Here is an 8,530-nt window from a genome sequence, read left to right as displayed (position 1 = left end):
ACGCCTTCCCATCCCGAACAGGACCGTGAAACGGCGCCGCGCCCATGATACTGGAGCTCCTGCCTCCGGGAAAGTCGGTCAGCGTCAGACGAACCCCTCAACAAAAACCCCCGCCGTAGGCTGAAGGCGGGGGTTTTTGCGTCGACCCAGGCTCCCGGGGCTCTGCGTTTCTGCCCCCTCAAAGTTACGCAAAATACCCTCTTTGCCGCTGCTTTTCCTCCCTTGGGAAGTGCGAGGGCTGGTGTATAGTGATCCCGAGACGACGACGGGGTGCGCCATGTCCAAAAAAATGACCATTGCGAAGCGCTTGGGCTGGGGGTTCGGCAGTCTGCTCGCCTTGATGGTGCTGATCACAGCAATCGGTATCCAGCGTGTGGCGTTCATGGACGAGACGCTCACCGCCGTGAACCGGGGGGCGACGCTGAAACAACGCTATGCCATCAACTTCCGCGGCAGCGTGCACGATCGCGCCATCGCCGTGCGCGATGCGGTGCTGGAGCACGATCTGACGGCGGCCAAGGCGCACGTGGCGGATATCGAGCGCCTGGCGGCTTTCTATGCCGACTCGGCGCAAAAGCTCGACCAGCTGATGGCGACGGATGCCACCGAAGAGGACAGACGGCTTCTGGCGCGCATCAAGGAGATCGAGCGACGGGCGGTGCCGGGGACGCAAAGGGTTATCGATCTGCGGTTGAGCGGTGACGTGGAGGCGGCGCGCACAATGCTGTTGCGCGAAGTCTCTCCCGCTTACACCGAATGGCTGGCTGCGATCAACGCCTTCATCGACCACCAGGAAAGCGTGATCCGGCACGATCTCGATGAGGTGCGTTCGGTGGCGGGCGGTTTCCGTAACCTGATGCTGCTGGTGACCGGCGTGGCGCTGGTGATCTCGGTGACGCTGGCCTCGATGACGATTCGCTCCATTCTCGCTACCCTGGGCGCGGAGCCCGATGAGGTGGCCGAGGCGATCCGGCGTCTGGCCGCTGGTGAGTTGGGGCAGCGCCTGAACACGCGCTATCCCGAGAGCGTCATGGGGGTGTTGCAGCAGACCCTGCTGCGGTTGCTCGAAACGATCAAGCAGGTGAATGCGGCGGCGTCCGATATCGCAGCTCAATCGGGGCGGCTGGAGGAGGTCAGCCAGAGCAATCAGCGTCAGGTACAGATCCAGTCGGCCGAGACCGAGAAAATGGCACGGGCGGTCGAGCGGATGGGAGGGAACGTCGATCAGGTGGCGACGTTCGCTCAACAGGCGGCCGAGGCGGCGGTGGAAACCGACAAGCAGGTGGAGAGCGGCAACGAGGTGGTGCAGAAGACGGCCGAGGCGATGAACCATCTCGGTGAGACGCTCGAGGAGGTGGCGGCGACGGTGAGCGAGGTCTCGAAAGACAGCGCGAACATCGAGAAGATCACCGCGGTGATCGATGAGGTCGCCCAGCAGACGAATCTGCTGGCGCTCAACGCCGCCATCGAAGCAGCCCGAGCCGGGGAGTATGGCCGGGGCTTTGCCGTGGTGGCCGATGAGGTGCGTTCCTTGGCCGTGCGCACCCAGGATTCGACGCGTGAAATTCAGGAGATGATCGCCAGGCTGCAGCACGGTACGGTCCGGGCGGTGCAGGTGATGGAGACGAGCCGCGAGGTGGCACGCACGACTTTGGAGTATAGTCGCGAAGCGCAGAAGGCATTGGCGAACATTCGCAGCGAGGCGGGGGAGGTCCGTACCCTCAATGGTCGCATTGCCGAAGCGGTAGAGGCGCTGCGCCAGGCGGCTGAGGAGCTGGAGCGTAACATTGGGGCGATCCAATCTTCGACCAAGCAAACGGCGGCGAGCTCCGACGAATTGGCCGGGGCGAGCCGCACGCTCGCTGCTCTGGCGGAGAATCTGAAGAAACTGGTGCAGTTTTTCCGGTGGTGACGGTGAACGTCGATATCCTGATTCATGGTGGCGGTTTGGCGGGGCTGGCGTGTGCGGCGGCGCTACGCGATTCTCCCTGGAAAGTGGGGCTGATCGAGCCTCAGCCGCAGCGAGGGCATGAGGGGCAGTGGGATGCCCGCGTCTATGCCTATACGCCAGCGGCCGTGGCGCTGCTGGAGCGGCTCGACGTGTGGCCTCGCCTGGATCCAGAGCGCTGGTGCGCGGTCGATCGCATGGAGGTGTTTGGCGATGCAGGCGGGATGCTGTCCTTTTCCGCCTACGAGGCGGGGTTGAGCCGGCTCGCCGTGATCGCCGAGCAGTCGCTGGTGCGCGATGCCTTGTGGGAGGCGGTGCGGCGGCAGCGCAATCTCACGCTGCTCACCGGCGAAGGCAAGGCGGGGCAGGCGCTGGTGAGTGAGGAGGGCACGCTCACGGTGGTGTGCCGCGATGGCTCGCGCGTGCGCACGCGGCTGCTCGTGGGCGCCGACGGGCGGCAGTCGTGGGTGCGCATGCAGGCCGGGCTTCCGGCGCGGGTGGTGCCTTACCATCAGCAAGGGATCGTGGCCAATTTCGCGGTGCAGCGGCCGCATCGGCATGTGGCGCGGCAGTGGTTTCGCGACGACGGCGTGCTTGCTTTTCTCCCTCTGCCGGGGGAGCGGGTGTCGATCGTGTGGTCGGCGCCGCAGCCGCAGGCGGAAGCATTGCTCGCACTCGACGAGGCGGCCTTCGCGCGCCGCGTGGAAGCGGCGAGCGGCGGCATACTCGGGGCGATGACGACGATCACGCCGCGGCAGGCTTTTCCGCTTTCTTTGCTGCGCTGCCCGCAGGTGGTGCGCCCGCGCGTGGCGCTCATCGGCGATGCGGCGCACGGCATCCACCCGCTTTCGGGGCACGGGATCAACCTGGGATTCAACGACGTGGCGGTGCTCGGCGAGGTGCTCCGCGCTCTGCCGCCCGAGGCCGATCCCGGCGCCTTGCCGGTGCTGTCGCGCTATGCTAGGCGGCGGGCCGAGGAGCCTTGGCTGATGCAGACGGCCACCGACGCGCTGGCGCGGCTTTTTGCGCTGCAGCCGGTGCCGCTGCGGCAGTTGCGTAACGTCGGGATGCGGTTGGTCGATCGGCTGCCGTTCGTCAAGGAGGCGCTGGTGCGCTATGCCGCGTTCGGGGATTTTTTCGTGCAGGAGAACGAGTGATGGGGTGGTGGAAAAAAACGCTGGTGGCGCTGGCGGTGGCCTTGGGTTTGGCGACGGCCGCGTTTGCCGGTGAAAAGGAAGTGAAAGCGAAGGTGGAGGCGTTTTTGGGAGCGCCGGCGGTAAGTTCGGTGCGCACCGTACCTTACGGCGGTCTCTACGAGGTGGTGCTGACGACGGGCGAGGTGGTCTATACCGACGAGAAGGTGTCCTACATTCTCACGGGCTCGATCATCGATACGGCCAAGCGGGAAGACATCACGGCCAAGCGCATGGATGAGCTTGCGCGCATCGACTTTTCCGCCTTGCCGCTCGATCGGGCGATCAAGCTCGTGCGCGGCAAGGGCACGCGGGTACTGGCCACGTTCGAGGATCCGAACTGTACGTTCTGCAAGAAGCTCGCCAAGGAGCTGCAGACGATCGACGACGTGACGATCTACGTCTTCCTTTATCCCATTCTGGGGCCGGATTCGGTAGAGAAGGCGAAGCGCATCTGGTGCGCGCCGGATCGGGCCCAGACGTGGGTCGCCTGGATGATCGAAGGCAAACCGGTTCCGGAGACGGCTTCCTGCGACACGAAGGCGATCGAACAGAACGTGGCGCTCGGTGAAAAGCTGCGGATCTCCGGGACGCCGACGATCTTCCTCGCCTCGGGGGACCGGCTGGGCGGCTACCTGCCGGCAGCCAAGCTCGAAGAGCGCTTGAAGCGGGTGCGGTAAACCGCGAACGCGCCTTCTTTTATGGCTGTCGTGTGCCCGAAAGGCAGGTGAGCGGTAGCCCTCCTCCGGCTGGCTCGGCGACATAAGGCGCCCGGGCACTCGCCCAGACGAGGAGGGCGAGGGCGCCGAGCGTGAGGAGCGCGTGCCGGCGCTGCCAGCGCGCATCGGGGAGGATTCTGCGTGCCGCGGCGCGCACGAGGCGCCAGCCGGCCACGGCGATGGCGGCGAGCGCGAGGCCGATGAGGCGGGCGCCGGTCGCATCGATCCACCAGCCGCAGCCGGAATCGCTTTGTTCTGGAAGGTAGAAAGCGGGTGCGGCCCACAAGAGCCAGAGGCCGGTGAGGGCGCAGAAGACGATGGCGAAGGCGAGGAAGGCGCGCATGCGCCCGTGCCCTTTCAGTCGGATTCGTCGAAGAGCGTGCCCAGCGCCGTTTCGGGGCGCGGTGGCGCCTTGAGGCCGAGGTGGGCGTAGACGGCGGGCGTAGCAATGCGTCCGCGCGGGGTGCGCTGCAGGTAACCCTGCTGGATGAGGTAGGGTTCGAGCACGTCTTCGATGGTGTCGGCCGACTCGCCGATGGCCGCGGCGAGGTTGTCGAGCCCCACCGGGCCGCCGGCGAACTTCTCGATCACGGCCGAGAGGAGCTTGCGGTCCATCAGGTCGAGCCCCAGGGGGTCGACGTCAAGCAGGGCGAGTGCCCGGTCGGCGATCTCGGCGGTGATGGCGCCGGCGGCGCGCACCTCGGCGAAGTCGCGCACGCGGCGTAGCAGCCGGTTGGCGATGCGCGGCGTGCCGCGCGCGCGGCGGGCGATCTCGAGGGCGCCGGCCTCGTCGATGCGCACGTCCAGCAGCTGCGCCGAGCGGCGTACGATGTGGGCGAGATCCTCAGGGGCGTAGAATTCCAGCCGGGCGACGATGCCGAAGCGGTCGCGCAGCGGGTTGGTGAGCATGCCGGCGCGGGTGGTGGCGCCCACGAGGGTGAAGGGGGCGAGATCGAGCTTGATCGAACGCGCGGCCGGCCCTTCGCCGATCATGATGTCGATTTGATAATCCTCCATCGCCGGATAGAGGATTTCCTCGATCACCGGTGAGAGCCGGTGGATCTCGTCGATGAAGAGCACGTCGTTGGGTTCGAGGTTGGTGAGGATTGCGGCGAGATCGCCGGGCCGTTCGAGCACCGGCCCGGAGGTCTGCTTGAGCCCCACGCCCATTTCGCCGGCGATGATGTGCGCGAGCGTCGTCTTGCCCAAACCGGGGGGGCCGAAGAGGAGGACGTGATCGAGGGCTTCGCCGCGGCGGCGCGCGGCCTGGATGAAGAGGTCGAGCTGCTCGCGCACCTTGGGCTGGCCGATGTACTCGGCCAGGCGCTTGGGGCGCAGCGCCCGCTCGAAGGCATCTTCGGGGCGCGCGGCCGGGCCGATGAGCCGCGCCTCGGCAGAAGAAGCGGCAAGGGCGTCGGTTTCGATGGCCATGGCGGCGTTGCCCCGGCGAACCCTTAGCCGGCCGCGACGGGGGTAGGTTCGACTTCCCGCGGCGGCAGGGCGATTTCGTGGTTCTTGCTGTAGCGGTAGTCGTTGAACACGTGCTCGGCGGTGAGCAGCTGGTAGCTGCCGTCAGGGAGCCGATGCGTCGTGTCTTTCAGCCGGTAGGTGTAGTGCCCGCAGGTCCAGCAGTCGAAGTTGCGCATGTGGGTGCACAGACAGGTCTTGTCCCACACGTGGATTGTCTTGGCGTGCGGGTTTTTCTCGACTTCGCGGTTGTAGGCGTCGATGTAGGCGCAGTGGCCGTTCGCGTCGAGCAGGTAGCCGAAGGCTTCGCAGTTGGGCCGGATGCCGGCACCGATGGCAGGGCTGGATTTCAGCATGCGCATAGGGTAGCCGGTGGGTGAGATGGTGTTGACCTCGATGTCTTCCTCGTTGGCCTTGAAGTATTCCTGCTTGACGCGATCGGGCAGGCCGCATTCCTTGGTGACGGTGAAGCGCGTGGCGACCTGGACGGCAGCGGCCCCCATCTCGAGGAATTCGACGGCATCCGTGCCGGTGAAGATGCCGCCGGCAGGGATGACGGGGATGGCGAGTTCTTCGCGTGCGAGGTATTGGAGTACTTCGGTGACGATGCTGCGCAGGTCGTAGCGCGCCCAGTCGAGGCCGAAGCCGAGGTGTCCGCCGGCAAGCGGCCCTTCCACCACCACGAAATCGGGTAGCCGCCGCGTACGCGCGCTCTTTTTGAGGAAGAGCTGCAAGGCGCGCACCGAGGAGACGATGATGCCGAGCTTGGCATCGCGAAAACGCGGGTGCTCTTCGATGAGGGCGAAGGAGCCCAGATGCAGCCCGGCCGAGAGGGTGATGCCGTCGATGCCGGCATCGAGCGCCGATTCCAGCCGCACCTTGAGCGTTTCCTTGGGCGCGGCCATCGTGAGCTTCTCCATGCAGTTGATGAAGATGAGCCCTGGGCCGCGCTTGCGTTCCATGGTGCGCAGCACGTGCATCTTCTGCGCTTCGGCCAGGAGCCCGAGGTCGAATTTCACCGCCGACTTGTCCAGGCTCTTGACGTTATATTTGTAGCGCTTGAGTTTTTCTTTGGTGTAGGCGGTGTCGTAGCGCCGGTCGGTGACGGTGGGCACCATGGCGTCCGAGATGTGCCCGATGCCGCCGAGGCGGGCGATCTCGAGGGCGAGGTCGGCGTTGGAGATGTCGACGCCCATCCCTCCGAGCATGATGGGGATCAGCTCGGGGCCGTGGCGGCCGAAACGGAAACGGAATTCATCGACACAGCGATCGGCAGCGGACATCATCGAACGAACGACCCTCTTGACTTCGGACAAACGGCGCTATTGTACGCGTTTTGACGGCAGGCACGGTACCTGACCGTCAAAACACGACGAAATGACATCATTGAGACCGCTTGCCAGGGCAGGAAGTTCAGCGCTGAATTTTTCCCCAAGTGTCTTTCAGCCCGACGGTGAGGTTGAATACCGGGGCTTCGGGCCGGTGGTCGTGGCGGTCGGTGACGAAATAGCCGTGCCGTTCGAATTGGAAGCGCGTCTCGGGGGGAACCTGCGCGGCCTGGGGTTCGACGAAAGCGCGGTAGCGGCGCAGCGACTCGGGGTTGAGGTCTTCGAGGAAGGAGCGCGGTGCGCCGTCCGGGCCCGGTTCGGTGCCGGGGCGGGGGTGGCGGAAGAGCCGGTCGTAGTGCCGGATCTCGGCTTCGATCGCGTGCGCGCACGACAGCCAGTGGCAGTTGCCCTTGGTCTTGTAGCGATCGGCGCCGGGTGTGCCGCTCTTGGAGTCGGGGAAATGGCGGGCGTGCACGCGCACCACGCGACCGGATTCGTCTTTGTCGCAACCGGTGCATTCGATGACGTAGCCGTAGCGCAGCCGTACCGTGGCCCCGGGCGTGAGGCGATGGAAACCTTTGACCGGCGTTTCCATGAAGTCGCCGCGCTCGATCCATAGATGCCGTGTGAATGGGATGCGCCGCTTGCCCCGTTCCGGATCGAGCGGGTGGTTGGGCGCTTCGCACCATTCGACGTGATCTTCGGGGAAGTCGTCGATCACCAGTTCCAGGGGGTCGAGCACGGCGATGCGCCGCTCGGCCGCTTCGTTGAGGTGATCGCGCATGGCTTGTTCGAGGACTTCGTAGCCGATCCAGCCGTCGGCCTTGCTCACGCCGATGCGCTCGCAGAAGAGGCGGAAGCCCTCGGGCGTGTAGCCGCGCCGACGTCCGCCGGCAAGCGTCGGCAGGCGCGGGTCGTCCCAGCCGTCTACGTGCCGTCCTTCGACGAGCTCGATGAGCTTGCGCTTGGAGAGCACCACGTATTCGAGGTTGAGGCGGGCGAACTCAATCTGGCGCGGCAGGGGACGGGAGAAGATGCCGGCCTCGGCGAGCGCTTCCAGCAGCCACTCGTAGAAGGGGCGCTGGTCCTCGAATTCGAGGGTGCACAGCGAATGCGTGATGCCTTCGATGGCGTCTTCGATGGGGTGGGCGTAGGTATAGGTGGGGTAGAGGCACCAGGCATTGCCCGTGCGGTAGTGGGAGACGTGCCGGATGCGGTAGAGGATGGGGTCGCGCAGGTTGAGGTTGGGGCTCACCATGTCGATCTTGGCGCGCAGCACGTGCGCCCCGTCGGGAAATTCCCCGGCGCGCATGCGACGGAAGAGCGCGAGGTTCTCCTCGATGCTGCGGTTGCGATAGGGGCTGTCCCGGCCGGGTTCGGTGAGCGTGCCGCGCAGCGCACGGATCTCTTCGGGCGGCAGCGAATCGACGTAGGCCAGCCCTCGCTCGATGAGCGCCTCGGCGCAGCGGTACATGGTCTCGAAGTAGTCGGAGGCGAAGTACAGGTGCTCGCCCCAGTCGTAGCCGAGCCAGCGCACCGCCTCCAGGATGGCTTCGACGTAGTCCATGCTCTCCGTGGTGGGGTTGGTGTCGTCGAAGCGCATGTGGCAGCGTCCGCCGTAGAGCCGGGCCAGACCGAAATTGAGCACGATGGACTTGGCGTGGCCGAAGTGCAGGTAGCCGTTGGGCTCGGGCGGGAAGCGCGTGACGACCTGGCGGTAGCGGCCGGCCGCGAGGTCTTCGTCGATGGCGTTCTTGATGAAGTGGGCAGGAGGGGCGAGGTCGCTCACGATATCGACTTCCGGGAATGCCGAAAACGCGATTCTAGCGCGACCGGGGCGTCGTGGCGCGTTGGGCGTCCCGCGGTGGCGGGAAC

At 65.9% G+C, this 8,530-nt stretch carries 7 protein-coding genes and 1 rRNA gene; 4 read left to right on the top strand and 4 right to left on the bottom strand.

All coding sequences use genetic code 11. The features are described 5' to 3' along the window. From rrf to EPD82_RS08610, 4 genes are all read left to right on the top strand, one after another. Positions 1-90: ribosomal RNA gene (gene rrf / locus EPD82_RS12490) — 5S ribosomal RNA — on the top strand; the annotation flags it as partial. Positions 91-277: 187 nt separating this feature from the next. Then, positions 278-1,912, top strand: coding sequence for a methyl-accepting chemotaxis protein (locus EPD82_RS08620; protein ID WP_206202253.1), 1,635 nt, complete (start codon positions 278-280; stop codon positions 1,910-1,912). 2 nt (positions 1,913-1,914) lie between these two features. Next, complete coding sequence (locus EPD82_RS08615) at positions 1,915-3,105, top strand: UbiH/UbiF family hydroxylase (protein WP_055424377.1); 1,191 nt, start codon at positions 1,915-1,917, stop codon at positions 3,103-3,105. Further along, positions 3,105-3,821, top strand: a complete 717-nt coding sequence (locus tag EPD82_RS08610) for a DsbC family protein (RefSeq protein WP_141056418.1) — start codon at positions 3,105-3,107, stop codon at positions 3,819-3,821. Before EPD82_RS08615 ends, EPD82_RS08610 begins: the two co-directional genes overlap by 1 nt. Before the next feature lie 19 nt (positions 3,822-3,840). On the opposite strand, the gene EPD82_RS08605 is transcribed toward EPD82_RS08610, so the two are convergent. The 4 genes from EPD82_RS08605 to EPD82_RS08590 all read right to left on the bottom strand — a co-directional run bounded on the left by EPD82_RS08605 (position 3,841) and on the right by EPD82_RS08590 (position 8,444). Beyond that, complete coding sequence (locus EPD82_RS08605) at positions 3,841-4,203, bottom strand: hypothetical protein (RefSeq protein WP_055424371.1); 363 nt, start codon at positions 4,201-4,203, stop codon at positions 3,841-3,843. A 14-nt stretch (positions 4,204-4,217) separates the two neighbouring features. Continuing rightward, positions 4,218-5,291, bottom strand: coding sequence for a Holliday junction branch migration DNA helicase RuvB (ruvB, locus tag EPD82_RS08600; RefSeq protein ID WP_055424370.1), 1,074 nt, complete (start codon positions 5,289-5,291; stop codon positions 4,218-4,220). A 23-nt stretch (positions 5,292-5,314) separates the two neighbouring features. Beyond that, a complete protein-coding gene (locus tag EPD82_RS08595; RefSeq protein WP_198289093.1) occupies positions 5,315-6,613 on the bottom strand; it encodes a nitronate monooxygenase in 1,299 nt (432 codons plus the stop codon). Between the two features lie 127 nt (positions 6,614-6,740). Further along, positions 6,741-8,444, bottom strand: a complete 1,704-nt coding sequence (locus EPD82_RS08590) for a glutamine--tRNA ligase/YqeY domain fusion protein (RefSeq protein WP_198289092.1) — start codon at positions 8,442-8,444, stop codon at positions 6,741-6,743. Positions 8,445-8,530 lie beyond the last annotated feature (86 nt).

This window comes from Tepidiphilus succinatimandens, assembly GCF_006503695.1.
GTDB lineage: Bacteria > Pseudomonadota > Gammaproteobacteria > Burkholderiales > Rhodocyclaceae > Tepidiphilus > Tepidiphilus succinatimandens.
This window is presented reverse-complemented; position numbering and strand designations above follow the sequence as displayed.

Coding starts and splice junctions, on each gene's coding strand:
- EPD82_RS08620 (WP_206202253.1), top strand. CDS start 278: ATGTCCAAAAAAATGACCATTGCGAAGCGCTTGGGCTGGGGGTTCGGC.
- EPD82_RS08610 (WP_141056418.1), top strand. CDS start 3,105: ATGGGGTGGTGGAAAAAAACGCTGGTGGCGCTGGCGGTGGCCTTGGGT.
- EPD82_RS08605 (WP_055424371.1), bottom strand. CDS start 4,203: ATGCGCGCCTTCCTCGCCTTCGCCATCGTCTTCTGCGCCCTCACCGGC.
- EPD82_RS08595 (WP_198289093.1), bottom strand. CDS start 6,613: ATGATGTCCGCTGCCGATCGCTGTGTCGATGAATTCCGTTTCCGTTTC.
- ruvB (WP_055424370.1), bottom strand. CDS start 5,291: ATGGCCATCGAAACCGACGCCCTTGCCGCTTCTTCTGCCGAGGCGCGG.